The following is a 25,057-nucleotide window of genomic DNA, read 5'->3' on the forward strand; positions in this document are numbered from 1 at the left end:
ACCGGTTACTCCCGCCCGAACAGGCCGGTCGGCTTGATCGCGAGGATCAAGACCATCGGCGCATACAAGGTGAAATAGGCGAGCTCCGGAAACAGGGCCTTGCCGAAGTTGTCGGCAAGACCGACGAGGAGCGCGCCGATGGCCGCGCCGCCGAGGCTTCCCATGCCGCCGATGATCACGACCGCGAAGGCGATCGGCAGCATTTCGAAATCGAGGCCGGGATAGACGCCGAGAAAGGCGCCGCCGATCACGCCGCCGAGCGCGGCCATGCCCGCGCCGAGCGAGAAGATCAACATCGAAATCTTGTTGGTGTCGACGCCGACGCCGCGCGCCATCTGCGCGTCGTCCACGGTCGCGCGCACCATCGCGCCCATGCGCGTCTTCTCCATCGCCAGCCACAACACCAGGCCGATGACGATGGCAACGACGATCATGAAGATGCGGTAGAGCGGAAGATAAAGTCCGCCGACGATGATGCTCTGCGTCAGGGCGTCCGGTGGATTGATGTCGAGGTTGTTGCCGCCCCAGATATCGAGCGCGGCTTGCTGAAACAGGAACGCGAAGCCGACAGTGAGCAGCACCTGACGCAAGGTGTCGAAACCGAGCTGGCGCAGGAAGACGCGCTCCATGAGCAGGCCGACGACCGCGATCGCCAGCGTGGCGACGGGGATCGCGAGGACCCATGAGTCCGTCGTCCAGATCACCGACAGCGCGACGTAGCCGCCGAGAAGGAAGTAGGAGCCGTGCGCCAGATTGACGATGCGCATGACGCCGAAGATCAACGACAGGCCGGCGCCGACCAGAAACAGCAACGCGCCGTATGAAATGCCATTGAAGGCCTGAATCAGCCAGAACTGCGCGTTCATGTTTCCCCGTGTGTCCTTCTTATGAGACGAAGGTTGGCAACAAGCTTACCGCAGGACGCGGTCATTGCGAGTCCTAACTGGCGCCGCACCGCTCATATTGTCACTTTTCGATGCTCTGAAAATTCATCCCATATGCGCTGCACACAATGCGGGCACGCCGGATACGGCGATGCGTTTTGGCCGCGCTTTTCGTCGCGTCTTTCATCGCGCCTTGCGCGAAGGTTTGCGCGGCGGGATGACCGGAAGCAGCAGGTAGGGCGCCTTGCTCCGTCCGAACGCGAGGGTCGTGGTGCCGCCGAACACCTCCGGCGGCCGATCGATGGGGTCGTCGTGCAGAAACGGTCCGCAGCCCGTGAGTTCGTTCTTGAAATTGGACAACCGGCCGCCGCTGCCGCCGCCGTATTCGTAGTCCTTGCCGCGGATCGACAGCGCGATGCGGTAGCCCGCCGGTATCGCAATGGAGGTCGGCCAGATCTCGATGTCGAGTTCGACCGTCTGTCCCTTGCGCAGCGGCTGTACCTCGTCGTGGGTATGATAAGGCCGGTAGGGTTTCGACAGCTTTTTGTCGAGCTTGCGGTGTGATGCGCGCAGCCAACCCTGCGCGACCGGCGTGTGCGGATCGATCGCGCCCTGGAAAACGATCTCTTTCATGTCGCCGGTGAAGACGCGCAGCACGATGAAGAAGTCGGCATCCTTCGTGCTCGACGACGCGAACAGCTTGAGCGCCGAAGGCCCGGTGATCTCGGTCGCTTGCGCGAGCGGAGCGGTGAGGAAGGTGAGGCCGTCACCCATCGCCGCGAAGGAGAGCGTGCCGCCCTTCGACGGCTTCTTTGCCGTCAGCGCCATCGCGGACGGATCGAGATAGAACTTCGTCCACTTGGTGCCCTTCAGCGGCCATTCGGTCTCCGCGCGCGAGACGAACTTTTCGCCGGGGTGGCGGATCTGGAGATAGACCTTCGGCTGCTTCGACCAGCCGGTGTCCTTGCCGTGCAGGAAGTAATTAAAGAACTTGAGCTGCTGCTCGCGGCCGTAGTCGGTGTAGAAGTGCGTCCAGTGCTCGATGCCGTGACCTTCGAGCCATTTCTTCTTCGAGGCGGCGCGCGTGAAGCCCTCGAAGTTGCCGCGCGGATGCAGACCCTGTCCGCCCCAGTTCGCCGCGGTGAAGAGCGGCACGGTGACCTTGCTCCAGTCCGGCGAGCGCGCCCTGTGGTAGTCGTCGTCGAGCGGGTGCGATCTGATCTCGCTGCCGAAGTCGCAGCGGTTCTTTTTCAACTCGTCTTCGCTCAGGATGTCCGGGCCACAGACCAACTCGCCATGCACGCGGCTGCGTTTGCCGCGCTCGCCGGCGCCGTATTGCACGGTCTTGACCTGCATGTCGTACCAGTTCTCCCAGAACGTCGAGAGAATGCCGCCGTGGTGCGTCATGTCGCGGTACCAGTCGGCCGCGCCTTCCCAGATGCACATCGCGGCGAGATGCGGCGGCTGCAGCGAGGCGACGTGCCACTGGTTGATGCCGTAATAGGAAATGCCGTTGAGGCCGACCTTGCCGTTCGACCAGGCCTGCACGCCGGCCCATTCGATGCAGTTATAAAAGTCCTTCGTCTCGCGCGGCGAGAAGTGATCGACATAGCCGGGCGAGCAGCCGGTGCCGCGTGAATCGACGCGCACGCAAACATAGTCGTGCGGCACCCATTTCTCAGGGTCCACCACCTCCCAATTCTGGAAGAGGTTGCTCGAATTCGCCGCGACGTCGGGATGCTGCGTCACCATGCGCTGCCAGGCGCTCGGATAGCCGTCCTGGAAGGCGAGGGCCTTGGCGTAAGGGCCGTAAGTGAGGAGGACGGGATAGCTGCCGTCCTTGACCGGGCGGAACACGTCCGCGCGCAGGATCGCGCCGTCGTCCATGACGATCGGCACGTCCCAGTCGACGGCCATCGTTGCGAATTCGGTTTCGCGAATGTCGCTGCGCTGCTGATGTGTCGCCACGCCCGCCTCCCGTTTTCGTTTCAGGCGGTGCGTCGTTGTCGCCGCTCTATCGCGCGCCGCTCCGCGAGAAGCCTGCCATGCTCTCGAGCACCGCGCAAACCGCCGCGGTGTCCTCGCCGCCGAGGCCCATCGCCATCGCCTGCTTGTAGACAGGCTCGGTTGCATCGAACAGCGGCGTCGGCACGTTGATGCGCCGGGCGAAATCACCGATCACCTGCATGTCCTTCTGCCAGACATCGATCTTCATGGTGACGTCGTCGTAACGGCCCTTCACCATCATCGGCGCGCGCAATTCGAACACGCGGGAATTGCCGGCGCCGGCCTGAATCAACTCGAAGATGATCTTGGGCGACAGACCGGACTTCATGCCGAGCACCATCGCTTCGGCGCTGGCGACGTTGTTGATGGCGACCAGCAGATTGGCGACGTATTTCATGCGGCTGCCGTTGCCGAACTTGCCGACGTCGTAAACCTTGCGGCCGAAGTCGTCGAACATCGGCCGAAGCTTGCGGATGCTCTTGGTGTCGCCGCTCGCGTAGAACACGAGATCGCGGTTGGCGGCCTGCGAGCCGGTGCCGCTGACCGGGCAGTCGAGCAGCGTGTGGCCGGCGGCGGTGAGCGTCTGCTCGGCGCGCTCCTTGTCCTCGATGTTGAAGGTGCTCATCTCGACGATGAGCTTCTTCTTCAGGCCGGCGCCGGCAAGCTCCTCGGCGGTCGCCTGCAACGCTTGCGGCTTCGGCAGGCTGGTCAGGACGACCGGCACCTGATTGGCGACGTCGGTGGCGCTCTTCGCGATGGTGACGCCGGCGCGCTTTGCTTCCTTGCAGCGGTCCGCGCTCGGATCATAACCAATGACATTCCAGCCGCGCCCGGCGAGGTTGCGGGCGAACGAGCCGCCCATGATGCCGAGGCCGATGACGCCGACGGTGCCCTTCGAACGCCCGCCGGAGGTTTTGCGGCTCTGCTTTTTTGCTGCCTTCTTCGCCGCTGTCTTGACCGTCTTTTTGGCCTTGCGCGCCATGACCGAACCTCCCACGCGTTTTGTTTGTGCTGCCGCTTGCCCATCATAAGAGCGTCAGACGCGCGGACTGTCGAGAGGGGACGTGCGCGACCCCGCTATGCCGATGCGCTGCGATCGCCTATCGTTCCGCCCGCGTGCAATCGTCGTCGGGAGTGAGCACATGCAAGTCGGCCAAGTTCAAGTCGGTGTTGTGGGTCTCGGAAAAATGGGCGCGGCGATTGCCGCGCGGCTGATCGAAGTCGGTCATCAGGTCACGGTCTGGAACCGCACCGCGGCGAAAGCGACGCCGTTGGCGGAGGCCGGCGCAAAAGTCGCGGCGACGCCGGCTGAACTTGCGAAGGCCAGCGACGTCATCGTGTCCATTTTGACCGACGCGGGCGCCATCGACGCCGCTTATTCGGGACCGAACGGGCTGTTATCCGGCGATGTGAAAGGAAAGCTGTTCATCGAGATGAGCACGGTGCGGCCGGAAACGCCGATCGCGCTCGACAAGAAGATCAAGGCGAAAGGCGCCGCGATGGTCGAATGTCCGGTCGGCGGCACCACGACACCGGCGCGGCAGGGCAAGCTGCTCGGCCTTGTCGGCGGTGCCGATGCGGACGTCGCGCGGGCGCGGCCGCTGCTCGACCAGATGTGCCGCCGCGCCGAGCATTTCGGCCCGGTCGGCTCCGGCTCCTCGATGAAACTGGCGATCAACCTGCCGCTGATGATTTCCTGGCAGGCTTATGGCGAGGCTTTCGCCATCTGCAAACATGTCGGCGTGCCGCCGCAGCGGCTCATCGACCTTTTCATCGATACCTCGGGCGCAACCAACGCGCTGAAGGCGCGCGCCGCGATGCTCGCCGCGATGCTGGAGGGGGGCGACGCCGGCGCCGTCACCTTCGACATCGATTCCGGCATCAAGGACCTGAAGACCATGCTGACGGAAGGGCAGTCGCGCGGCGTCGAACTGCCGCTGATCGAACGCACGCTCGCCTGTTTCGAGGAAGCAAGCCGCAACGGCCTCGGCGCGCTGGACGGCTCGGCGATGCCGACCTACTGGCCGAAGCGCGGGAAGAAATAAGCTGGCAACACTGTTCATACGAACGAGGAATCCATGAAGATCTTTTCGTTCTGGCGGTCGCTTGCAACCTATCGGGTGCGCATCGCGCTCAACCTCAAGGGCATCGTCCCCGATGAGGTGATCGAGGTGAACCTGATGAAGGGCCAGCAGCGCGAGGCGGAGTTTCGCGCGGTCAATCCGATGATGGCGATCCCGGCGCTCGCCGACGGCGAGGGGCCGGCGCTGTTCGAGTCGCTGGCGATCCTCGAATATCTCGACGAGATCAAGCCGAACCCGCCGCTGCTGCCGAAAGACCCGAAGGGCCGCGCCCGCGTGCGCGGTCTCGCGCAGGTCGTCGCCTGCGACTCCCATCCGCTGGTGGTGCCGCGGGTGCGCGAATATCTCGAAAACGAATTGAAGGTGGACGAGACCGGCCGCGCCAAGTGGTGCGCGCACTGGATCGCGGCAGCCTTGCAGGGAATCGAAGCGCATCTGGCGAGCGAGAAGGCGACCGGCACGTTCTGCCACGGCGACCAGATCACCATCGCCGACATCTGCCTCGCGAGCCAGGCGGCGGGCGCCAAATTCTTCGGTGTCGACATGGCGAAATTCCCGACCGCCGCGCGCATCGTGCAGACCTGCATGAGCAACGACGCCTTTGCACGCGCGCATCCGCTGAAACAGCCCGGCGCACCGGCACAAAACTGATCGGAGGCGAACGGCGGAACATCAGGTTCCGCCGCCGCGCTTTCACACTATAAAATCGCGCGCCGCGATTTTTCATTTCGCGTTCGCGCTTTGCTATTGGTTTGCCCATCGCAGTCGGCTTAATGTTGCGCGACGATCCGATGCCGCGCCAACGATGCGGCACACCAAGAGGACTGCGATGCCGACGCCGATGCAGCTTGCCTTCTTCACGATGCCGATCCACCCGATCGACAAGGATTGGCGGCAATCGCTGCGCGAGGATCACGAGGCTTTCGTCTTGGCCGACGAGCTTGGCTTCGCCGAAGGCTATGTCGGCGAGCACGCCACCGATCAGGCGGAGAACATCACCTCCTGCGCGATCTTCATCGCGAGCCTCGTCCACTCGACCAAGCGGATGAAACTCGGCACCGGCACGATCAACATGCCGAACAATCATCCGGTCGCGGTCGCGGCGCATATGGCGATGCTCGACCACATGCTCGACGGCCGCTTCATTTTCGGCATCAGCCCCGGCGGTCTGCTGTCCGATGCCGAGGTGTTCGGCAATCTCGAGGCCGACCGCAATGCGATGTTCCTCGAGTCAATCAATACCGTGCTGAAGATCTGGGCGAGCGAACCGCCTTACGACATCGCCGGGAAATACTGGAACGTCGCGATTCACAAGCACCTGATGCCGGAAATTGGGCAGGGGCCGATCCCGAAGCCTCTGCAGCGTCCTCATCCGCCGATCGTGGTCACCGCGGTCGCGCCGTTTTCCAAGGGCGTGACGGAAGCTGCGGCGCGCGGCTGGGACCCGATCTCCGCGAATTTCCTGATGGCGCCGTGGGTCAAAAGCCACTGGCCGAAATATGCCGAAGGTTGCGAGCGCATGGGTCGCAAGGCGGACCCGGCGAACTGGCGCGTCGCGCGCTCGGTCTTCGTCGCCGACGACGACAAGACCGCGAAGGAATACGCGATGGGGCCGAACAGCCCGTATCGCTATTACTACAAGCAGCTCTTCACCAAGCTGAAGCGCAACGGCCGCATCGAGCTGTTCAAGACGCACCGCGACCAGCCGGATGACGAGGTGACGCTCGACATGGTGTGCGAAAAGCTCATCACCTGGGGTTCGGTCGAGAAGGTGACCGACGAGTTGCTGAAGTATCGCGACGAGGTCGGCGAATTCGGCAAGCTCTTGTATGCCGGCAAGGACTGGGCCGACCGCGACCTCGGCCGCAAGTCGATGATCCTGCTCGCCGAGAAGGTGCTGCCCAAGGTCAACGCGGCAATCAAATAGGCCTCCGATGGCCCGCACGCGCATTTTCGTCACCCAGCCGATTGCCGAAAGCGTCATCGAGCGGCTGCGCGCAGCGGCCGACGTCACCGTCAACCCGGACGGCACCAGGGTGCCCGATCAGGCGACGCTGATCGAGGGCGTGAAGAACGCCGACATCCTGTTCGCGCTGCTGCACGACACGGTGAACAAGGCGGTGCTGGCCGCCAATCCGAACCTGCGCGCGGTGACGTCGATGACGATCACGCCGGACCGCATCGACGTCGCGGAAGCGACCAGACGCGGCATCATCGTCACCAATATTCCGGCGGTGGTCACGGACGCGACCGCCGACATCAACTTCGCTATCCTGCTTGCGGTAGCGCGCAACGTGGTCGTCGGCGACAAAAAGTTCCGCGAGGGGATGTATCCTGGCTCGCAGGGTAATTACTTCGCCGGCAGCGCGGTGAGCGGCAAGACGCTCGGCATCATCGGCGCGGGTCGGATCGGGCAGGCGGTGGCGCGGCGCGGCCGCGGCTTCAATATGCGGATTATCTATGCCGACCCGCGGCGGCTGCCGGCGGACATCGAGAAGGAATTGCAGGCGACGCATCTGCCGATGGACGAGGTGCTGAAGCAGGCCGACTTCATTTCGCTGCACCCGCAGCTTGCGCCGGAGACGCGCCATCTGATGAGCGACGCGCAGTTCGCGCTGATGAAGCCGACGGCCTTCATCGTCAACACCTCGCGCGGGCCGGTGATCGAGGAGGCGGCGCTGGTGCGGGCGCTTAAAAGCAACAAGATCGCGGGCGCGGCGCTCGACGTTTATGAGTTCGAACCGAAGGTATCCGCCGAGCTTGTCGCGATGGACAACGTGGTGCTGACGCCGCATCTCGGCAGCGCGGTGCTGGAGCTGCGCGAGGGCATGGCGAATATCGTGGCGGACAATGCGGTGGCGATCATCGAAGGCCGCCAGCCGCCGAACTGCATCAATCCGGAAGTGTTGACCTGATCACTCCGCCGTCCAGCCACCGTCGAGCACCAGCGCCGAGCCGGTCATCAGCGACGAGGCGTCCGAGGCGAGGAACACGATGGCGCCGGTCAGCTCCTCGAGCTGGCCGATGCGGCCGAGCTTGATGCGGCTCACGACTTCATCCCTGAACGCCTTGTTCTCGAAGAACGGCTTCGTCATCGGCGTTTCGAGGAAGGTCGGTCCCAGCGAATTGACGCGGATATTGTGCGGGGCAAGCTCGATCGCCATCGCCTTGGTGAAGCCTTCCATCGCGTGCTTGGAGGCGCAATAGACGGTACGCCGTGCGGCACCGACATGGCCCATCTGCGAGGAAATGTTGATGATCGAGCCGGGGAGCCTGGCGTCCAGCAGCCGCTTCGCTACCGCCTGCGCGACGAAATAAGCCGAGCGGACATTGAGCCCCATGATGGTGTCGAAGTCCTCGACCGTCACATCGGACAACAGCTTCGGCCGGTTCATGCCGGCATTGTTGACCAGCACCTGAAACGGTGCAGCCGACGTGACGGCGGCGCGGACCGCCTCGACATCGGTGACGTCCAGCGTCAGCGCCTCGGCCTGCTGGCCGCGGGCGCGGATCGCCTGCGCAGCGTCCTCGATTTCCTTGGTCGTTCGCGCGGCGAGGGTGACATGCGCGCCGGCCTCAGCCAGTGCCGCCGCCGCGGTCAGTCCAATGCCGCGCCCGGCGCCGGTGACGAGCGCACGGCGGCCGTCGAGGCGGAAATTGGCCGTGCGCGTCAGGTCGACGCTCATGGCGCGGCCTATTCCGCCGCCTGCGCGTAGGGCACGTTGCGTCCGCCGTAGCGGCGCACGCGGACATTGGCCTGCTCGGCATGGCCGAGAAAGCCTTCGAGCACGCAGAGCCGCGAGCAATATTCGCCGATCATGGCGCTCGCCGCGTCGGTGGTGACGCGCTGATAGGTGCAGGTCTTGATGAACTTGCCGACCCACAGCCCGCCGGTGAAGCGGGCATTCTTCCTGGTCGGCAGCGTGTGGTTGGTGCCGATCACCTTGTCGCCAAAGGCGACATTGGTGCGCGCGCCGAGGAACAGCGAGCCGTAGTTGGTCATGGTGTTCAGGAAATAATCCGGGTCGCGCGTCATCACCTGCACGTGCTCGGAGGCAATGCGGTCGGCTTCCTGCACCATCTCCTCGTAGCTGTCGCAGACGATCACCTCGCCATTGTCCTTCCACGCCTGCGCGGCGGCGTCGGCGGTCGGGAGTATGGTCAGCAGGCGCTCGACTTCCTTGATGGTGTCCTGCGCGAGTTTCTCGGAGTTGGTGATGAGCACGGCGGGCGAGGTCGGGCCGTGCTCGGCCTGGCCGAGCAGGTCGGTGGCGCAGATTTCGCCGTCCACGCTGTCGTCGGCGATGACGAGGGTTTCGGTCGGGCCGGCGAGCAGGTCGATGCCGATGCGGCCGAACAGCTGGCGCTTGGCCTCCGCGACATAGGCGTTGCCGGGACCGACGATCATGTCGACCGGCTCGATGCTCTCGGTGCCGAGCGCCATCGCGGCGACGGCCTGCACGCCGCCGAGCACATAGATTTCATCGGCGCCGCCGAAATGCATCGCGGCAACGATGGCCGGGTGCGGGCCGCCCTTGTAGGGCGGGGCGCAGGCAATGATACACTTCACGCCGGCGACCCGCGCGGTGACGATCGACATATGCGCGGAGGCAACCATCGGATAGCGGCCGCCGGGCACGTAGCAGCCGATGGAGTTGACCGGAATGTGCCGGTGGCCGAGCACGACGCCGGGCAGGGTCTCGACTTCGAGGTCGTGCATAGTGTCGCGCTGCTTCTGCGCGAAGTTGCGCACTTGGGCCTGCGCGAACTTGATGTCCTCGAGGTCGCGCTTGGAGACTTGCGAAATCGCCTTCTCGATCTCCTGCGGCGCCAGGCGGAAATCCTTCGGCGACCACTTGTCGAACTTCTCGGAGAGTTCGCGGATCGCGGTGTCCTTCTTGGCCTCTACTTGCGCGAGAATGTCCTCGACGGTCTGCCGCACCCTGGCGTCGGCTTCCTTGATCGCGCTCGCGTCCATTCCGCGTTTGAGCCAGCGGGGCATGATTTGACTCCATTGATTGCTGGTCGTCCCCGCGCAGGCGGGGACCCATAATCACCGTCGGCGTTTATGGGTCCCGGGCCTTCCTCGCTGACGCTCGGTCGCCCGGGACGACGTTGTTTGTCTTACTTGATCGCCTGCGGATTGATCGGCGAGCCGGTGCCGCCGGTGATGATGAGCGGCGGGCCGGAGAAGAAGAACTCGTAGACCTTGTCCTTGTCGCAGTCCTCGGCGAGTTCCTTCACATAGAAGATTTCGCCCATGCACAGCCCCATCGCCGGGATGACGACCCAGTGCCACGGCTGGTTGGCTTCGGTCGTCTCGTTCGGCCGCACCTCGACGCCCCAGGTGTCGGAGCAGATCGCGGCGATCTCCTTCTCGTGGCACCAGTAGCAGTTCTCGAACTTGACGCCGGGCGCGTCGCCGCCGGCATAGCCGCCCCATTCGCCTTCCTCGAGGCAGCGTTCCATCTGCCCGGTGCGGACGATGACGAAGTCACCCTTCTTGATCGTGACGCCCTGCGCCTTGGCGCAGGCGTCCAGCTCGTCGTTGGAAATGCCTTCGCCATCCTTCAGCCACTTCACCTTGCGGTGGCGGGCGATGTCGAGCAGCACGCCGCGGCCGACCATCTTGTCCTTGGAATGCTCGATGCCGAGCACCGAGAGGCCGCGCGAGTCGATTAGCTTGGCGTCGTGGCCATTGTAGCATTTGTCTTCGTAGAAGATGTGGCCGAGCGCATCCCAATGCGTCGCGCCCTGCACGCAGAGCATCAGCGTGTCGTCGGCGTAGCGGATCTTGTTCCAGTCCTGCTGTTCCGCAATGGCGTCGGTGCCGGTCGCGAGCATCTGGTGGATCGGGTTGAAGCGGCCGCCGAACAGGCCGGTCTGCGGGCCGGTGCGGTCGAGCGGAATGCCCATCGCGAAGCTCTTGCCCTTCTTGATCAGCTTGGCGGCCTCCACGATCATCTGCGGGGTGACGATGTTGAGCGTGCCGGAGTGGTCGTCCTTGCCCCAGCGGCCCCAGTTCGACAGCTTCTTGCTGGCTTCCTCGATGGCCGCCTTGCCGACCTTGATGTTCATTGGGCATGTCCTCCGTATTGAATTTTGCGTGAGTGTGGACCGTCCCGCCACGGAATTGCAACGGGATCGCGCTAGACTTATGCGGAAACGAGCGCCAGCTCTGACAGAAACGAGCGCCAGCTCTGACAGGAGACGGTCCATGTCGATGGGACGAATGTTGACCAGGCGAAACTTTTCGGCCGCGGTGGCGGCGACGGCGCTGCTGGGTGTCGTGCAAACGGCGTCCGCCGCGTCGGTGATCGACGAATGGGCCGCGATCCAGCGGCCCGCAGCGCCGGCGCTCAAGCCGGTCGCGCTGGAAGCGAAAACGACCGCGCTGCTGATGCTCGATTTCATGAACCAGAACTGCGGCAAGCGGCCGCGCTGCGTGGCCACGGTTCCGGCGACGAAGGCGTTGCTGGAGAAGGCGCGCGCCGCCAAGGTGACGGTGATCTACAGCCTGATCCGCAACACCACCGGCGCCGATGTCATCAAGGATGTCGCGCCGGCGGCGGGCGAGACCTCCGTCACGTCCGGGCCGGACAAGTTTCTCAACACCGACCTCGAGAAAATTCTGAAAGAGAAGGGGATCACGACGGTCATCACCATCGGCACGGCGGCGAACGGCGCGGTGCTGTTCACGGCGGCGGGCGCGGCGTTCCGCGGCCTCAACGTCGTCATTCCGGTTGACGGGATTTCGTCGCAGGATGCCTATGCCGACCTGTCGATGGTCTGGAATTTCACCACGATGCCATCAGTGTCGCAGAAGGCGACGCTGACCAGAAGCGATATGATCAGCTTCAGATAAGCGCAGCCGTCCGTTTCGTTCGTGCCGCTTCCGCCTTCAAGCCGTTGCGCCTGAAGGCGGATTGCTTTGGAGCGGGCGCTTGATTCAGGTCAAAGTGGGCGCGCCCCGCCGACGATAGCGTTTCTACCAATTGAATGGCCTGACGATTATCCCAACCGGCGCGCGGAGTGGCATTGGCGCCACTGAAGGGCCGCCCTGACCGGGTTCACGATTTATGCGGACGAACGGATGTGCCGTGCGGGCGTCAATTGCGGCGCGCCGGGCACGAACAGGGAGAATTGCGATGACAGGCGATCCGAACAAGACCGAACATCAAAGCGCGAACGACAGGACTGTCGCGGACTTCACTGCGATGATGCGTTCATTCCGCCCTCCGCTGCCGTTGCGTGTCATGGGTGAGGAAAGTTGGGTGCAGTTCTGGCGCGGGCAGGATGTCGTCCTGACCTGCATGGAGGAATTTTCCGAAGGCTGGTTCCGGCGCCGTCATGTCGCGACCGAAACCGCGCTCGACACCGCGTTGCGCTGCTGCGAAGCGGCGAGCCCGTTCGACATCGCGCGCGAGATGCTCAACTGGTCGATGGGCTCAATGCAGCGGGTGATGGAAGACGGGCGTGCCTGCCAGAAGTGCTGTCTCGAACTGGCGAGACTGACGCCGCACGTCTCGCCGGAAGAGGAGGCGGAGGGCAGGCAGGACAACAGTGCGCCGCGCGCGAGGCCTGCGGTCAAGGCCGGGGACGCCGCGGAGAAAGCAAAGGTGGCCTAGCCGTCACACCTTGCCGAGCGCGCGGAGGATCTTCTCCGGCGTGAACGGCATATCGGTGAGCATCTGCGCGTTCAGCGGCCGCAGCGCGTCGTTGATCGCGTTCATCACAGCGCCCGGCGCGCCGGCGGTACCGGCTTCGCCCGCGCCCTTGGCGCCGAGTTCCGAATCGGCGGTTGGCGACACCACATGGCCGACGGTAATGTCCGGCATCTCGCCAGCCATCGGCACCAGATAGTCCGCCATGTTGGCGTTCAGCATCTGCCCGCGCTCGTCATAGATGCAGTGCTCGAACAGCGCACCGCCGATGCCCTGCACGATGCCGCCGCGCACCTGCTCGTCGACCAGCTGCGGGTTGATGACGGTGCCGCAGTCCTCGACGCACCAGTGCTTCAACAGCTTGACGAAGCCGGTGTCGGGATCGACCTCGAGCCAGCTCGCCTGAATGCCGTTGGTGAAGGAGAACGGCCACTTGTGCGGCACGTAATGCCGCGTCACCACCAGTTCGGACTGGAAGTCCGGCGGCAGCGTGTCCGGCCGGTAATAGGCGATGCGGGCGACCTCGGAGAGCGGCATGCGCTCGGTGCCGGTCGCCTTGTCGACCACCGTCGCGTTGGTGAGATCGAGATCGCTGGGCTTCGCCTGCAGGATGGCGGCGGCCACTTTCAACACGTTTTCGCGCAGCGCCTTGCCGGCCTGCCAGGCCGCTTCGCCGCCGATGCCGGCCGCGCGCGAGGCCCAGGTACCGCCGCCATAGGGCGTGTTCTCGGTGTCGCCCATGACGACGCGCACGCGCTCGATTGGTACGCCGAACGAGGAGGCGGCGACCTGCGCGATGACGGCTTCCGCGCCCTGGCCCTGTTCGGACACGCCGGTGTGCACGGAGACGTTGCCCTGCGCGTCGAGCTTCATCGTCGCGCCATCCTGCGCCGAAATGGGGGCGCCGCCGACGCCGTAGAAGGCGGCGGACGGGTTGGTGACTTCCACAAAGGTCGCAAAGCCGATGCCGCGATAGATGCCCTTCTTGCGAAGCTCGGCCTGCTCGGCGCGCAGCGCGGAATAGTTCATCAGCGAGTCGAGATGGGCGAGGGCGGCGTGCTGCGACAGCAGTTCGAATTTCAGCCCCGAGGCCGCGGTGGTCGGGTAGGCGTCGTCTGGAATGAGATTGCGGCGGCGGATTTCCAGCGGGTCCATTCCGATCTTCATCGCGGCGAGATCGACGAGACCCTCGGTCACCGCGGTCGCGATCGGATGGCCGACCGCACGGTACTGGCACATCACGTTTTTATTCTGGAACACCACGCGGGCGCGCGCCTTGTAGTTCGGGCAGGTGTACCAGGAGCCGACCAGGTTCACGACCTGATTGGCCTCGATGCCCGAGGTGCGCGGATAGACCGAATAGGGGCCGATGCCGGTGAGGTCGTCGATTTCGAACAGCGTGAAGGTGCCGTCCTTCTTGACGCCGATCTTCGCCTTCACGATGTGGTCGCGGGCGTGAATGTCGGTGACGAAGCTTTCGATGCGGTCGGCGACGAATTTCACCGGCCGGTTCAGCATCTTGGAGATCGCGACGGTTGCCATCTCGTCGGCATAGGTGTGAACCTTGATGCCGAACGAGCCGCCGACGTCCTTCGTCACCACGCGCACCTGCGCGTCTTCGAGGCCGAGATGCTTGGCGAACAGGTGCTGCATCATGTGCGGCGCCTGGGTGCCGAGATAGACGGTCATCTTCTGCTGGCCGGGCTGCCAGTCCGCGACGATGGCGCGCGGCTCGTTGGTGACGCCGGTGTGGCGGCCGAACACGAACGTCGTCTCGATCAGCTCGTCGGCCTCCTTCGCGCCCTTGTCGGGGTCGCCCGCCGCATGGACACGCTCGAAGGTGAGATTGTCGCCGAGGCTCGGATGCATCACCGGCGTTTCGGGATCGAGCGCCCTGGTGGCGTCGGTCAGCGGCTCCAGTTCTTCAAAGGTGACGCCGATCAGCTCGAGCGCGTCTTCGGCCTGCGCGCGGGTCTTCGCGACGACGGCGCAGACCGCTTCGCCCTGCCAGCAGGCGCGCTCCGGCGCGATCGGGTACTGCGGCGCGGACTTGATTCCCTTGAGGTGCGTCAGCACGCCGACCCAGGGCGTCATCACCGGTTCGAGATCCTTGCCGGTCATGACGGCGACGACGCCCGGCGCCTTCTTAGCGGCGGCGGTGTCGATCCTGACGATTTTTGCGTGGGCGTGCGGCGAGCGCAGGAAGGCGGCATGGACCATGCGCGGCAGCACGGTGTCGCTGACATAGTCGGCGCGGCCCTCGGTCAGGCGCTTGATGTTCGGGCGCGGCACGGCGCGGCCGATATAGGAGTTCGGCCGGTCGAGCGCGGTGAGGATGGGCGGTGAGTCGTCGACGATTTTCATGGGATCACAGGAACCGCGTCGGCCACAGGATGCTGCGCCACATATGCGCGGAGGGGCTGCTGTCGAGGCCGAGGCCTTCCTTGGGCTGCCTGAAGTTGCGGCCGATGATGTCGACGAAGTCGTCGAGATTGACCTTGGTGTTCGGATCGAAGGCGTAGATGTCGTTCACGCAGATCAGCCGCGAGGTCATGTACCACTTGTGCGCACGCGCGCGCTTATAGTCCTCGAGGATGTAAGGCTCCGGCTGGTAGTCCGGCCCGAACAGCGACTTGTAGAGGTCGGGATAGCCGTAGCCGACATCGTCGTCGGGAAAGAAGCGCAGCGCCTGATGCATGCGCACCGCCCAGGAAACTTCCTCGCTGACATAGGGCTCGATCATCTGCGCGCCCCAGTAGCCGTGATCGCAGCGGATGAAGCTGACCACCGCGATGTCGTGGACGAGGCAGGCCATGATGACCTTTTCCGGCTGGCCGGTCTTGAGCGCGTGGTTGGCGCTCTGCAGCAGATGCGCGGTCGAGGCGAAGCGATGGCGGAAATAGTCGACCAGCGTCGGCTTTTCCGGCATCGGCGGCAGCCGCGGATCGGCGCCCATCAGGAAGTACTTGCCGGGATGCTTTTCCTTGAGCGCCGGCGCGGTGTCGTAGGTGACATGACCGTCCATCAGATGACCGAAGGTCGATTTCGAGATGATGCGTTCCATTTCGTGCATCTTCTCTTCTTCGAGCTCGTCGGCCATTTCGGACAGGGTCAGCGGGCGGCCGGTCGGTGTCATGACGTCACCTCTTCGTTGCACGCGCTTGAGCGGTCGCTTCCACCGCGTCGACGATGGCGTGATAGCCGGTGCAGCGGCAGTAATTGCCGGACAGATGTTCGCGGATGTCGTCGCGGCTCGGCACGCCGCCTTTCGCCAGAAGTTCCTGCGCGGTGAGCAGCATGCCGGGCGTGCAGAAGCCGCATTGCAGGGCGTTGCGGTTGCGGAAGTTTTCCTGAAGGTCCGCGATCTCGCCGGTGTCCGAGACGCCTTCGATGGTCTCGATGGTGCCACCCTCGCATTGCACGGCAAGCATCAGGCAGCCGCGCACGATCTGCCCATCGACACGCACCGTGCAGGTGCCGCAGACGCCGTGCTCGCAGCCAGTGCGCGTGCCGGAGAGGCCGAGCCGGTCGCGCAGGAAGTCGGCGACCGAGGTGCGGGCGTCGATGGTTTCGGACACCGTCTCGCCGTTGACGGTGCAGGTGAGGTCGATGCTGCGTGCGCCGCTCATGACCGCGCCTCCGCAAGTTGCGCAGCAACGCGCTTCAGCAGGACGCCGGCAAGATGACGCCGGGTCGCGCCCGACGCCTGAATGTCGTCGGGCGGATCGATATCCCCCGCCACGGCTTTTGCCGCGCCGTCGATGTCGCCTTCCGATAGCGCGGCTTCCGCTTTCGTCGCGCGCACCGGCGTCGCGCCGACGCCGAAATAGACAAGGCGGAGTTTGTCGTAGCCTTTGCCTTTGGCTTCGCCCGACGCGGCAAGGCCGACAATGGCGTAGTCGCCGTGGCGGCGGGTGAGTTCACCGAAGCCGGTGCGGCGCGAGGCGGTGGCGGCTGGAACGCTGATGCCGGTCAGAATGTCCTGCGGGCCGATGGCGGTTTCGAACAGACCCTTGAAGAAGTCGCCGGCCTTCACATTGCGCTCGCCCTTCGGCCCCTTGATGGTGAACTCGGCGTCCAGCGCCATCATGCAGGCGGGCAGTTCGGCGGCAGGGTCGGCGAAGGCAACCGAGCCGCCGATGGTGCCGCGGTTGCGGATTGCGGGGTGGGCGATGTGCGGCATCGCCCTGGCGATCAGCGGGACATGTTTGGCAATCTCGGGGGACGCTTCAGCCTGCGCGTGGCGCGTCATCGCGCCGATAGCGACCCGGTCCTTTGCCGCCGCGATGCCGGACAAGGCGCCGATGCCATTGATGTCGATCAGCAGGGACGGGTGCGACAGCCGCATATTGAGGCTCGCCATTAGGCTTTGCCCGCCGGCAAGAAGCCTGGCTTCGCCGCCGGATGAGCCGAGCAAGTCGATCGCGTGATCGACCGATTTCGCCCTGGCATAGGCGAATGGAGCCGGTTTCACAGAGCCTCCCGATATGCCGTCTTCTTTTGCGGCTATTGTGGCTGAGAACCGGAAGGCGTCAATGCGAATAAGACCAGTGCGAACAATGCCGCAGGCTGAACGGCGTGCGGAGGCCGGGACGAGACGCGAGGTGGGCCAACTTTAACCGTTAATCCCCTTCGTAATGTCGATGGCGCGGCGCAGCAGCGTCATCGAGGCTTCGAGCGTACGGAACGCCGCATGCGCGGTGATCGTCACATTGTCCATCGCCGCGAAGGGGTGGTCGGACTTGAGCGGCTCGTTGTGGAACACGTCGAGCCCGGCATGGCGGATGTGGCCGCTGTTGAGCGCCTCGATCAGCGCTGGCTCGTCGGTGAGCGCGCCGCGCGCGGTGTTGACGAACAGCGCGCCGGGCTTCATCCGCGCGATGCGCTTCGCGTCGAGGAAGCCGCGGGTGTCGTCGTTCAATGTCAGGTTCATCGATACGACATCCGATGTCGCAAGCAGCGTGTCGATGTCGACTTGTTTGACGCCGGCACCGGGGCGCGGCGTGCGATTGTAAGCGATCACCTCCATGCCGATGCCCTTGGCGATGCGCGCGACTTCCGCGCCGATGCCGCCGAGGCCGATGACGCCGAGCGTCTTGCCGTTGAGCTGCATGCCTTCGAGCGGAGACCATGTGCCGCCGCGCACCGCGCGGTCCATGCGCGCGACGCCGCGCGCGGCGGCGAACATCAGCGCGATCGTGTGTTCGGCGACGGCGGTATCGCCATAACCCTTGATGGTGTGGACGGTGACGCCGCGCGTCTTCAACTCGTCGACATTCATGTAGCTCGCCGCGCCGGTGCCGAGGAAAACGACATGCTTCAAATTGGGGCACTGCGCGACCAGCTCGGTCGGCATATAAGAGTGATCGTCCAGCACGATCTCGTTGTCGGCGACGACTTTCGGCAGCTCTTCGCGCTTGAAAGGGGTCTTGTTGACCGTAATCGGCGGGTCATCCGGGCGGGTGACCATGTCCCAGACCTTGTCGAGCTGGTCGTTGCAGTCGATAAAAATTGACTTCATTGCCGGAACCCTTTTGAACGTCCGTGCCTTTCAAGGGCAGGAGACCGTGGCGGCGTGATCAAGGAAAAACCCCTCGCAGCATGCGTGATCGGATGGCCGATTGGCCATTCGCGCTCGCCGCTCATTCACAATTACTGGATCAAGCAGGCCTGGCTCAATGCCGAATATCGGCGCGAGGCGGTTCGCCCGGAGGATTTCGCCGGCTTTGTCGGCTCGCTGCGCGAGCACGGCTATGTCGGCGCCAACGTCACGGTGCCGCACAAGGAAGCGGCGCTGAAGCTGTGCAAGCCGGACGAGCGCGCGCGGGCGGCCGGCGCCGTCAATACCTTGTGGTTCGACAAGGATGTACTGCTCGGCACTAATACGGATATCGAAGGCTTCCTCAACAATCTCGACGCGGCGACGCCCGGCTGGGACAAGGGATTGTCGACGGCGGTGGTGCTTGGCTCGGGCGGCGCGGCGCGCGGCGTGATCTATGGCCTGCTGACGCGCGACGTCGAGCGCATCTATCTGGTCAATCGCACCGCCTCGCGCGCGGAAGCGGTGAAGGCGCAGTTCGGCGACAGCATCAGGCTCGCGACCTGGCAGGAGATGACTGGGCTGCTCGGCGGCGCAGGCCTGCTGGTCAACACCACGACGCTCGGCATGACCGGCGAGCCGCCGCTCGACATCAATCTGCGCTGTCCGCCGTCGCTGGTGGTCAACGACCTCGTTTATGACCCGCTGGAAACCGGACTGCTGAAAAACGCGCGGGAGCGCGGCCTGCGCACGGCGGACGGACTCGGCATGCTGCTACATCAGGCGGTCGGCGGTTTCGAACGCTGGTTCGGCTCCAAGCCGCAGGTGACGCCGGAATTGCGGGCGCTGGTCGAAGCCGACCTGAAAAAGCCGAAAGAGAAGTAGCCGGGTACGCCACGGAATGGCGTGACGGCTCCGGTGTTGTTGTTCCTGAGCGCCGGCATCCGGCCGGCGACGGGAGGAACATATGCGTCAGCTCATATACGGCACGCTCGGCATCGCGTTCTCGTTCATCGTCGCGACGGCGGCGGTCGCGCAGCAGGGTGGCCGCATTCGCGGACAGATCGCGCAGGCGAGCGGCGACGGCTTCGTGGTCAAGACGCGCGAGGGCGCGACGGTGACCGCGAAGATCGACGACAAGACACGGGTCGGCGCGCTGGTGAAGGCCTCGCTCGCCGACATCAAGACCGACAGCTTCATCGGCATCGCCGGCATGCCGGCCGCGGACGGCCGCATCGTCGCGTTTTCGATTCACATTTTCATGCCGGCGCAGCGCGGCGTGGTGCCGGACCGTCACGGGCCGTGGGACGCGCGGCCGAACAGCACGATGACCAACGCCTATGTCGGCAGCGCGGCCAAAAGCGCCGACGGCGAGGTGCTGACGGTGAAATACAAGGACGGCGAAAAGCAGGTGATCGTCACGCCGGAGACGGTGATCGCGGCCGCGGCGCCCGGCAGCAAGGATGAGCTGAAGGCCGGCGCGGGCGTCGTCATCTTCGGTTACGAGAAGCAGGGCGACGGCGCGGTGCTGGTGCGCTCGATGTATGTCGGACGCGGCGTGACGCCGGCCATGTGACGCCGGTGATGTGAGCCGGCGCTAATCCGCGCCGGTCATGTGTTTGCGGCGGATGCGGCGGATTACCCACCAGATCGTCAACGCCGCAACCGGCACGAACAGCGCGGTAGCGAAGGTGACGTTGACCGGCAGGCCTTCCTCGTGCGCGCCTTTGGCGACGTAGCCGAACAGGCCGACGACATAGTAGCTGATGGCGGCGACGGAGAGACCTTCGACCGTGGTTTGCAGCCGCAATTGCAGCCGCGTGCGGTCGTTCATCGAGCGCAAGAGGTCGCGGTTCTGCTGCTCGAGCTCGACATCGACGCGGGTGCGTAAGAGGTTCGCGGCGCGGGCGAGCTTCTGCGACAGGTTCGCCTGCCGGTCCGCGGTCGCGGTGCAGGTGCGCATCGCGGGGGCCATGCGTCGGGCGAGAAACGAGGTCCAGGTCGGCAGGCTGCCGATCTTGCGTTCGCCGACCGTGTGCAATCGCAATTGCACGATGTCGTAATAGGCGCGGCTCGCGCCGAATCGGAACAGACTCGCGGCCGCGCCGGCTTCAAGCTCGGCGGCGAGCGCGGTCAGTTCGTCCAGCAGGCGATGATTGTCGACGAGCTGCGCGGTCGCCCGCATCTCCTCGGTGACTTCGGCGAGCCGCTGCTCGATGCGGCCGATCGATGGCGCGAGTCGCTGCGCTTCCGGCAGGCCGAGCAAAGCGAGCGTGCGATAGGTCTCGACCTCGATGATCCGCTGCACCAGTGCGCCGGCGCGGTCGTCGTCGAGGTCGCGGTTGAGAATGAGGATGCGCACGAAGCCGCCGGGGTCCGGCTTGAAGTCGGTGGCGAACAGCGCCGCGCCGTCGGAGTTTTCCGCCGCCGCGAGGCTCGCGCGGTCGAACAGTTGCTCGACGGCGATCGTCTTGCGCTTTGGCTCGATCAGATGAACGTCGAGCGCCACCAGCAGCGGCCCCGGCTGCGGCAACGCGCTCATCGGTCCGGCGAGCGATGACGCCTCCGGCTGGAACGGCGCGCCCGGCTTCGACGGCAGCTCCCAGGTATAGGTCGTGAATTCGGAATGCTGCTCCCAGCGCAGCGTCGCGCCGCCGACCGTGACGCGGTGATGCTTGGCGTCCGGCTTCAGGGGCGCCAGCTCCCGCCGCGCGCAGAAATCCGCCAGCGCGGCGCGGTCGGTCTTGCCGCGGCCGTTCGAGGTGTCGAACGCGAAGTGCAGCACGCGAGCCGGCGAGGCGAGCGGCGTGAAGGGCCGCGCATGGACCTCGTTGAGGATCGCCGCCCGCAGATCGTGCGGGATGAGCCGTCCGCCGCCCTCGATGGTCACCTCAGCCGTCATCGCGCCTATCGGGTCGCATGGCGGCGGGTTTTTGGCAAGGGAAGCCCCGTTCTGGCGCGGATTTTGCTTTCTCGAGGGCAGCGATAAACGCCAGCAAAGACAGGGAGTTCGACATGACCCGCGACGGCCTCACCGAGAAGCTTCTCGACATCAAGCGCGAGAAGGGATGGACCTGGAAACACATCTGCGAGGAGATCGGCGGCATGTCGGCGATCCTCGTCACCGGCGCGATCCTCGGCCAGCACAAGATGACGAAGCCGATGGCGGCGAAGGCCGCCGCGCTGTTCGGCCTGACGAAGAGCGAGCAGGCGATGCTCAACGAGGTGCCGATGCGCGGCACGTACTCCGCGTTCCCGCCGACCGACCCGCTGATCTACCGCTTCTACGAGCTGATCCTGGTCAACGGCCCGGCGCTGAAGGTGCTGATCGAGGAAGAGTTCGGCGACGGCATCATGTCGGCGATCGACTTCGACATGGACATCACGCGCAAGGCCGACCCCAAGGGCGACCGCGTGCAACTCGGCCTATCGGGCAAGTTCCTGCCGTTCAAATATTACGGCGCGAAGGGGAACGAGCTGGGGCTGGGGTTGAAGGAGGAGTAGGGGCGGCCTCTACTCTAGGAATGTGGCACGCGACGTGATGCCCAGCCTCGTGCCGGGCATTTGCCTTCTGTTGCGCCGTGTCGGCTACGATAAGAAGTTCGTCAGCGAAGTGGCAAGCGTGATGGAATACTCGGCGGTCAATGAGGCGTACAGGGAAGAAATTGAAATAGCTAAGTCGAACCGCTAATCAAAATTTGGCACGATGTTTCGGAACTGAACGGTAGCACTTCTTGGTTGCAACTGCTCTTGCAAGGGACGTATTGCTAATTTCAGCGGCATCTGTCCTGCAATCCCGCTGAAGATGCAAGTTCCGGTCGGTAAGGTCGGGATCGACTCTTCTGTGATTTTGTCGATGTACGACACTGCGCTTGCAATTGACTGAAGGTCTTTCTGATTGATTAGTCTATGTATAAAATAATTATGCGCTTGAGACGTGATTGTGTGTGAAATGTCGTTTGGCCGTTGACTCGCGATCGTCACAAACACGCCGAATTTACGGCCCTCTTTAATAATCTCTTCAAAAGTCTCTAGTCGATAGTCTTTCCAGCTCTCAGATTCTCTAAACGACTCCTGAGACAAGATATTGTGCGCCTCATCGATAATTAAATTAAGAGAACGGCCTCCTGCCGCACGTTTGTGGTCCTCATAGACCTTCTTTGCAATTAGCAAAGGAACTGTCTTTCTCATTTCAAGATTTGTATCACCAAGTGCGACAACAACTACATTCGAATCGAAAATCCCATCTTCTGCTTGAGAAAATATCTTCCTGATATCTGATTGCTTGCTTCTTAGCTTGTTGATGGCAGGTGCGATGTGCTCATTCTGAGCGCGGTTCGAAAGTATGTCATATATTAGTTGTATGTACGCGAATTTGATTAGGTCAGCGATTGCCTCGTCCGCAAAAGAAAACTGATCGACATGTCCATAAACAAAGGTATTTGGAATATAATCGGGGTTTTGTTTGAGATACGTATTTCCGCATTTAAACTCCGCGACTGTGTTGTGCCATTCTAAATCTTGCATTAGGTCAATCGGATCGCCGTCATCTTCTTCTTCCGGAAGAATTTGTCGCAAATAATCAAAAAGCAAATCAACGCGGATTTTGTCCGACATCTGGAGTATCTGCTTAACTTGTAGCCGAATTGTATTCCGTGCGTATCCAATTGGATCATCGGAGTCCAATATCCGCTTTTGAAGCGTCAATACTCGCTTAAGAAAGGGCTTTTGGGTTTTCTCGGTTGCGTCAGCGAGAATGCTGATGATTTCGATATCCGAGAAGCCGCCAGTGCCTAAGGGAATTTTATCGCCATCATCGTTTCGTGTTGAAAGTCTGTAGACCGTCTTGTGTTGTGTGAGACAGTTATCTCCCACATATTCGTTATTGAAATCGAACAAGATGATACTACAGTTGCTCTCGAAAGCGTCTTCGTTACGAGCTCTCATCTTCGCAATAAATTCTTGGAAGATCATTGCTAGCGTATTTGATTTTCCACTTCCTGTATTTCCGAAGATGGCAATATGACTATTGATTAGCCCATCGACGGGCATCGCGATTTCGTACCCTTCGTATTCTGAATGGGCGATGTCGAGAGCAATTCCGAAGTTGCTGACAAGATTGTGGACTTGGTGAATCTTGTCTCGTGTAAGAAGAAAGGCCTCATTTCCAACAAGCGGTAACTCCTTAGTCCCGCCAAAAAAAATCACCGTTACGATCGAGGAAGCCGACTAAGGAAACAGACAAGATGCGGCGGCCGCTTTGCGCTGTAAAGGTGTCGATTCCGCGCGCATCAGCGTTTGCGTTTTCGCCATCGACCTTGCCGATCAAACTAAGAAATCCTTTTCGAATGTCGATGTAGCTGCCTACCGCGATATTCCGTAGCACGTCCCCATCAAAAAATAATTCGGACAGGTTCTTATCGGTATCAACCGAAATGAAAATCCGGCGACCTGTTACAGCGGAAACTTGCCCGACGCGCAGTACAGCTTCTTTCTCCAGCCTATCAGGCCGCATCGCTATCGGCCTTCTCAGGAACAATCACATTCAGGATCGTATTGAATTTTGCAAAATCGATAGATGTTCCAGCTTTTGGGGCAATGATGGTCACATTTCGCTGCTTAGAAAATTTTGTTTGGTAGATTGGCGCGCTTGCTGCGTCGTATGAGAGTACTATTAGTTGAGCTGTCGGATTACGGAGAGCTCGACGTGAGATATCCAGTATGTGCTCATCGACAAAGGAAAAACCAAACGAGACGAGCACGACATTCTGCTGGTCCATTGCTTTTGAAAAGAGGCGGAGTAGGTCGTAGTAGACACGCTCCATCAGCGTCGTATGGAATTTCCGTAAGTTTGGCAGGATTAGAAAGTAGCGTTCTAGATATGCTGCCACTTGCGCCGGATCATTCTTTTGCGTGGCAGTTAGTTTTGGCGTGCTCTTTACATCGAAGAGAATGGAATCTGATTTCTTTCGCCAAGAAAGTGAACCGTGTAGTTTAATTAGATTGATGGTCGGGATTTCACTCTGATTGCTGCCAAGCGGCCCTGTGCGGTAGGTGCGGTCAAAGTACCGCTCCGGCGCAAATGAAAAGTCAGGACTCAAGCTGGAAGCTCGATCAAAGCCATCGTTCAGAATGACAAATGGAAGTTCGCTTGATGAATGCTCTAAAAACATATCGTAGTTGGTGGTGAAGACGTTCGCTTGACGAGGCAAGAGGATATTTTTTCTCATAAAAAGAATCTTGTCGATTGCAGTCAAAAAATTTGAATAGCTACTCGTAACGTTTTTGATCGTGGCGTCGTCGGTGTTCGCCAGTATTCTGGTATGGACGCTGTCAATTTGCTCGATGAATTCTAGGCACTTTTTATTGGCGCCAACCTCATCGGCTTTAATCAGAAGCTGATTGATTTCAGATTCAATGGCTCCGGCTGTTTTTATGGCAGGTGCGGAGGCGCCAGACCCAATAAGAAAATTCAGATTTCCAGACTGGGAAATAGGGTACCAGCAATCTTGATGCTGATGCGATGTCCGATCCAATTTCGATAACTTCAGCCATTATGCCCTGCCGAATTGCGGGGTTATAACGTGCGATCATAAACCGAAGAAAAATATTTGATATTGTAGTTTGCGATGAAATCCGCAGCAATAGCAGTTTACTTCGGTATCTAGTCGGATGCATTGAAGCCTTAGCTTCTCCCCCTCCTTTTCAACGCCTTGCTCTCTTCCACCGGCATCCGGGTATCGACAATCAAAGAAAGCGCCTTGTCGGGCAGGTGGGCGGTGTCGACGCCCATGTTGTCGAGTTCGGCAGCGCCCGCTTTGCGTCCAAACTCCTCTCAATCACCCGCGCTTACTCCTCCCCATTCCCCGCCATCAGTTTCCC

At 62.3% G+C, this 25,057-nt stretch carries 25 protein-coding genes; 10 read left to right on the top strand and 15 right to left on the bottom strand.

Annotated features, from left to right (window positions below):
- Positions 1-5 precede the first annotated feature (5 nt).
- The 3 genes from AB7F10_RS14400 to AB7F10_RS14410 all read right to left on the bottom strand — a co-directional run bounded on the left by AB7F10_RS14400 (position 6) and on the right by AB7F10_RS14410 (position 3,873).
- Positions 6-866 (bottom strand): branched-chain amino acid ABC transporter permease, encoded by an 861-nt coding sequence (locus AB7F10_RS14400; RefSeq protein ID WP_428561876.1) that lies wholly within the window; start codon positions 864-866, stop codon positions 6-8.
- A gap of 201 nt (positions 867-1,067) precedes the next feature.
- On the bottom strand, positions 1,068-2,852 hold the full coding sequence (locus tag AB7F10_RS14405) for a CocE/NonD family hydrolase (protein WP_428561874.1): 1,785 nt from the start codon (positions 2,850-2,852) through the stop codon (positions 1,068-1,070).
- Between the two features lie 46 nt (positions 2,853-2,898).
- Entirely contained in the window at positions 2,899-3,873 is a 975-nt protein-coding gene (locus AB7F10_RS14410; protein ID WP_428561872.1) for an NAD(P)-dependent oxidoreductase, read from the bottom strand.
- Positions 3,874-4,033: 160 nt separating this feature from the next.
- On the opposite strand from AB7F10_RS14410, the gene AB7F10_RS14415 reads away from it, so the two are divergent.
- From AB7F10_RS14415 to AB7F10_RS14430, 4 genes are all read left to right on the top strand, one after another.
- Positions 4,034-4,936 carry an NAD(P)-dependent oxidoreductase gene (locus tag AB7F10_RS14415; protein ID WP_428561870.1) on the top strand — a complete coding sequence of 301 codons (903 nt, stop codon included), beginning with the start codon at positions 4,034-4,036 and terminating at the stop codon, positions 4,934-4,936.
- A 33-nt stretch (positions 4,937-4,969) separates the two neighbouring features.
- Complete coding sequence (gene maiA, locus AB7F10_RS14420; protein WP_428561868.1) at positions 4,970-5,623, top strand: maleylacetoacetate isomerase; 654 nt, start codon at positions 4,970-4,972, stop codon at positions 5,621-5,623.
- Positions 5,624-5,813: 190 nt separating this feature from the next.
- On the top strand, positions 5,814-6,899 hold the full coding sequence (locus AB7F10_RS14425) for an LLM class flavin-dependent oxidoreductase (RefSeq protein ID WP_428562457.1): 1,086 nt from the start codon (positions 5,814-5,816) through the stop codon (positions 6,897-6,899).
- Between the two features lie 7 nt (positions 6,900-6,906).
- Positions 6,907-7,887, top strand: coding sequence for a 2-hydroxyacid dehydrogenase (locus tag AB7F10_RS14430; RefSeq protein ID WP_428561866.1), 981 nt, complete (start codon positions 6,907-6,909; stop codon positions 7,885-7,887).
- Here AB7F10_RS14430 and AB7F10_RS14435 read toward each other — a convergent pair whose 3' ends face one another.
- The 3 genes from AB7F10_RS14435 to AB7F10_RS14445 form a co-directional block, all read right to left on the bottom strand.
- The gene (locus AB7F10_RS14435) at positions 7,888-8,658 is read right to left on the bottom strand and encodes an SDR family NAD(P)-dependent oxidoreductase (protein WP_428561864.1); all 771 of its coding nucleotides are present in this window, start codon (positions 8,656-8,658) and stop codon (positions 7,888-7,890) included.
- An 8-nt stretch (positions 8,659-8,666) separates the two neighbouring features.
- Positions 8,667-9,974, bottom strand: a complete 1,308-nt coding sequence (hisD, locus tag AB7F10_RS14440) for a histidinol dehydrogenase (RefSeq protein ID WP_428561862.1) — start codon at positions 9,972-9,974, stop codon at positions 8,667-8,669.
- Positions 9,975-10,096: 122 nt separating this feature from the next.
- The gene (locus tag AB7F10_RS14445; RefSeq protein ID WP_428561860.1) at positions 10,097-11,050 is read right to left on the bottom strand and encodes a cyclase family protein; all 954 of its coding nucleotides are present in this window, start codon (positions 11,048-11,050) and stop codon (positions 10,097-10,099) included.
- A gap of 139 nt (positions 11,051-11,189) precedes the next feature.
- Here AB7F10_RS14445 and AB7F10_RS14450 point away from each other — a divergent pair, with 139 nt between their 5' ends.
- Positions 11,190-11,837: a cysteine hydrolase gene (locus AB7F10_RS14450; protein WP_428561858.1), complete on the top strand. Its 648-nt coding sequence runs from the start codon at positions 11,190-11,192 to the stop codon at positions 11,835-11,837.
- 283 nt (positions 11,838-12,120) lie between these two features.
- Positions 12,121-12,600 (top strand): hypothetical protein, encoded by a 480-nt coding sequence (locus tag AB7F10_RS14455; protein ID WP_428561857.1) that lies wholly within the window; start codon positions 12,121-12,123, stop codon positions 12,598-12,600.
- Positions 12,601-12,603: 3 nt separating this feature from the next.
- Here AB7F10_RS14455 and AB7F10_RS14460 read toward each other — a convergent pair whose 3' ends face one another.
- The 5 genes from AB7F10_RS14460 to AB7F10_RS14480 all read right to left on the bottom strand — a co-directional run bounded on the left by AB7F10_RS14460 (position 12,604) and on the right by AB7F10_RS14480 (position 18,157).
- Entirely contained in the window at positions 12,604-15,000 is a 2,397-nt protein-coding gene (locus tag AB7F10_RS14460) for a xanthine dehydrogenase family protein molybdopterin-binding subunit (protein ID WP_428561855.1), read from the bottom strand.
- 4 nt (positions 15,001-15,004) lie between these two features.
- The gene (locus AB7F10_RS14465; protein WP_428561853.1) at positions 15,005-15,772 is read right to left on the bottom strand and encodes a hypothetical protein; all 768 of its coding nucleotides are present in this window, start codon (positions 15,770-15,772) and stop codon (positions 15,005-15,007) included.
- Between the two features lie 4 nt (positions 15,773-15,776).
- Positions 15,777-16,265, bottom strand: coding sequence for a (2Fe-2S)-binding protein (locus tag AB7F10_RS14470; RefSeq protein ID WP_428561851.1), 489 nt, complete (start codon positions 16,263-16,265; stop codon positions 15,777-15,779).
- Positions 16,262-17,110 (bottom strand): FAD binding domain-containing protein, encoded by an 849-nt coding sequence (locus AB7F10_RS14475; protein WP_428561849.1) that lies wholly within the window; start codon positions 17,108-17,110, stop codon positions 16,262-16,264. Before AB7F10_RS14475 ends, AB7F10_RS14470 begins: the two co-directional genes overlap by 4 nt.
- Positions 17,111-17,251: 141 nt before the next feature.
- Positions 17,252-18,157 carry a 2-hydroxyacid dehydrogenase gene (locus AB7F10_RS14480; protein WP_428561847.1) on the bottom strand — a complete coding sequence of 302 codons (906 nt, stop codon included), beginning with the start codon at positions 18,155-18,157 and terminating at the stop codon, positions 17,252-17,254.
- 57 nt (positions 18,158-18,214) lie between these two features.
- Here AB7F10_RS14480 and AB7F10_RS14485 point away from each other — a divergent pair, with 57 nt between their 5' ends.
- Positions 18,215-19,060 carry a shikimate dehydrogenase gene (locus AB7F10_RS14485; RefSeq protein WP_428562455.1) on the top strand — a complete coding sequence of 282 codons (846 nt, stop codon included), beginning with the start codon at positions 18,215-18,217 and terminating at the stop codon, positions 19,058-19,060.
- 82 nt (positions 19,061-19,142) lie between these two features.
- Complete coding sequence (locus AB7F10_RS14490) at positions 19,143-19,751, top strand: hypothetical protein (protein WP_428561845.1); 609 nt, start codon at positions 19,143-19,145, stop codon at positions 19,749-19,751.
- A gap of 21 nt (positions 19,752-19,772) precedes the next feature.
- Here AB7F10_RS14490 and AB7F10_RS14495 read toward each other — a convergent pair whose 3' ends face one another.
- Positions 19,773-21,077, bottom strand: coding sequence for a DUF3422 family protein (locus tag AB7F10_RS14495; RefSeq protein ID WP_428561843.1), 1,305 nt, complete (start codon positions 21,075-21,077; stop codon positions 19,773-19,775).
- A gap of 113 nt (positions 21,078-21,190) precedes the next feature.
- Between AB7F10_RS14495 and cynS the strand changes: the two genes are divergently transcribed.
- Positions 21,191-21,679, top strand: coding sequence for a cyanase (gene cynS, locus AB7F10_RS14500; protein WP_428561841.1), 489 nt, complete (start codon positions 21,191-21,193; stop codon positions 21,677-21,679).
- Between the two features lie 37 nt (positions 21,680-21,716).
- The gene (locus tag AB7F10_RS14505) at positions 21,717-21,866 is read left to right on the top strand and encodes a hypothetical protein (protein WP_428561839.1); all 150 of its coding nucleotides are present in this window, start codon (positions 21,717-21,719) and stop codon (positions 21,864-21,866) included.
- On the opposite strand, the gene AB7F10_RS14510 is transcribed toward AB7F10_RS14505, so the two are convergent.
- The 3 genes from AB7F10_RS14510 to AB7F10_RS14520 are packed head-to-tail and all read right to left on the bottom strand — an operon-like array spanning position 21,863 to position 24,711.
- Positions 21,863-23,383, bottom strand: a complete 1,521-nt coding sequence (locus AB7F10_RS14510; RefSeq protein WP_428561837.1) for an ATP-binding protein — start codon at positions 23,381-23,383, stop codon at positions 21,863-21,865. The genes AB7F10_RS14505 and AB7F10_RS14510 overlap by 4 nt on opposite strands.
- Positions 23,361-23,690 carry a hypothetical protein gene (locus AB7F10_RS14515; protein WP_428561835.1) on the bottom strand — a complete coding sequence of 110 codons (330 nt, stop codon included), beginning with the start codon at positions 23,688-23,690 and terminating at the stop codon, positions 23,361-23,363. The genes AB7F10_RS14510 and AB7F10_RS14515 overlap by 23 nt, the downstream gene beginning before the upstream one ends.
- The gene (locus AB7F10_RS14520; protein WP_428561833.1) at positions 23,680-24,711 is read right to left on the bottom strand and encodes an SIR2 family protein; all 1,032 of its coding nucleotides are present in this window, start codon (positions 24,709-24,711) and stop codon (positions 23,680-23,682) included. The genes AB7F10_RS14515 and AB7F10_RS14520 overlap by 11 nt, the downstream gene beginning before the upstream one ends.
- Positions 24,712-25,057 lie beyond the last annotated feature (346 nt).

Origin of the sequence: Pseudolabrys sp., from assembly GCF_050250095.1 — a bacterium.
GTDB lineage: Bacteria > Pseudomonadota > Alphaproteobacteria > Rhizobiales > Xanthobacteraceae > Pseudolabrys.

Excerpts from the sequence above, each read along its gene's own strand:
- AB7F10_RS14470 (WP_428561851.1), bottom strand. The coding sequence starts at position 16,265 with ATGAGCGGCGCACGCAGCATCGACCTCACCTGCACCGTCAACGGCGAG.
- AB7F10_RS14425 (WP_428562457.1), top strand. The coding sequence starts at position 5,814 with ATGCAGCTTGCCTTCTTCACGATGCCGATCCACCCGATCGACAAGGAT.
- AB7F10_RS14490 (WP_428561845.1), top strand. The coding sequence starts at position 19,143 with ATGCGTCAGCTCATATACGGCACGCTCGGCATCGCGTTCTCGTTCATC.
- AB7F10_RS14450 (WP_428561858.1), top strand. The coding sequence starts at position 11,190 with ATGTCGATGGGACGAATGTTGACCAGGCGAAACTTTTCGGCCGCGGTG.
- AB7F10_RS14435 (WP_428561864.1), bottom strand. The coding sequence starts at position 8,658 with ATGAGCGTCGACCTGACGCGCACGGCCAATTTCCGCCTCGACGGCCGC.
- AB7F10_RS14495 (WP_428561843.1), bottom strand. The coding sequence starts at position 21,077 with ATGACGGCTGAGGTGACCATCGAGGGCGGCGGACGGCTCATCCCGCAC.
- AB7F10_RS14460 (WP_428561855.1), bottom strand. The coding sequence starts at position 15,000 with ATGAAAATCGTCGACGACTCACCGCCCATCCTCACCGCGCTCGACCGG.
- cynS (WP_428561841.1), top strand. The coding sequence starts at position 21,191 with ATGACCCGCGACGGCCTCACCGAGAAGCTTCTCGACATCAAGCGCGAG.
- AB7F10_RS14465 (WP_428561853.1), bottom strand. The coding sequence starts at position 15,772 with ATGACACCGACCGGCCGCCCGCTGACCCTGTCCGAAATGGCCGACGAG.
- AB7F10_RS14480 (WP_428561847.1), bottom strand. The coding sequence starts at position 18,157 with ATGAAGTCAATTTTTATCGACTGCAACGACCAGCTCGACAAGGTCTGG.
- AB7F10_RS14445 (WP_428561860.1), bottom strand. The coding sequence starts at position 11,050 with ATGAACATCAAGGTCGGCAAGGCGGCCATCGAGGAAGCCAGCAAGAAG.
- maiA (WP_428561868.1), top strand. The coding sequence starts at position 4,970 with ATGAAGATCTTTTCGTTCTGGCGGTCGCTTGCAACCTATCGGGTGCGC.
- AB7F10_RS14415 (WP_428561870.1), top strand. The coding sequence starts at position 4,034 with ATGCAAGTCGGCCAAGTTCAAGTCGGTGTTGTGGGTCTCGGAAAAATG.
- AB7F10_RS14505 (WP_428561839.1), top strand. The coding sequence starts at position 21,717 with ATGCCCAGCCTCGTGCCGGGCATTTGCCTTCTGTTGCGCCGTGTCGGC.
- AB7F10_RS14455 (WP_428561857.1), top strand. The coding sequence starts at position 12,121 with ATGACAGGCGATCCGAACAAGACCGAACATCAAAGCGCGAACGACAGG.
- AB7F10_RS14515 (WP_428561835.1), bottom strand. The coding sequence starts at position 23,690 with ATGCGGCCTGATAGGCTGGAGAAAGAAGCTGTACTGCGCGTCGGGCAA.
- hisD (WP_428561862.1), bottom strand. The coding sequence starts at position 9,974 with ATGCCCCGCTGGCTCAAACGCGGAATGGACGCGAGCGCGATCAAGGAA.
- AB7F10_RS14430 (WP_428561866.1), top strand. The coding sequence starts at position 6,907 with ATGGCCCGCACGCGCATTTTCGTCACCCAGCCGATTGCCGAAAGCGTC.
- AB7F10_RS14410 (WP_428561872.1), bottom strand. The coding sequence starts at position 3,873 with ATGGCGCGCAAGGCCAAAAAGACGGTCAAGACAGCGGCGAAGAAGGCA.
- AB7F10_RS14400 (WP_428561876.1), bottom strand. The coding sequence starts at position 866 with ATGAACGCGCAGTTCTGGCTGATTCAGGCCTTCAATGGCATTTCATAC.